The following is a 230-nucleotide window of genomic DNA, read 5'->3' on the forward strand; positions in this document are numbered from 1 at the left end:
CGTGTGGAGCTGAATGATACTAATCGGTCGAGGCTTTGATCTAGTCTAATGGTTTGTGTGAATTGATGAGTCTTCAGTTTTGAGAGAACAATCTCTTAAAAAAGAGTTGACATTATGTTAAGATAATGTTAATCTCATATATGTCTGGTGGCGATAGCGAAGCGGCCACACCCGTTCCCATGCCGAACACGGAAGTTAAGCGCTTCAGCGCCGAAAGTAGTTGGGGGTCT

At 43.9% G+C, this 230-nt stretch carries 1 rRNA gene; it reads left to right on the plus strand.

The window, feature by feature from the left end:
• Positions 1–143 precede the first annotated feature (143 nt).
• Positions 144–230: ribosomal RNA gene (gene rrf, locus KNP75_RS15655) — 5S ribosomal RNA — on the plus strand; the annotation flags it as partial.

The organism is Exiguobacterium sp. s6, from assembly GCF_018618155.1.
Classification (GTDB): Bacteria; Bacillota; Bacilli; order Exiguobacteriales; family Exiguobacteriaceae; genus Exiguobacterium; species Exiguobacterium mexicanum_A.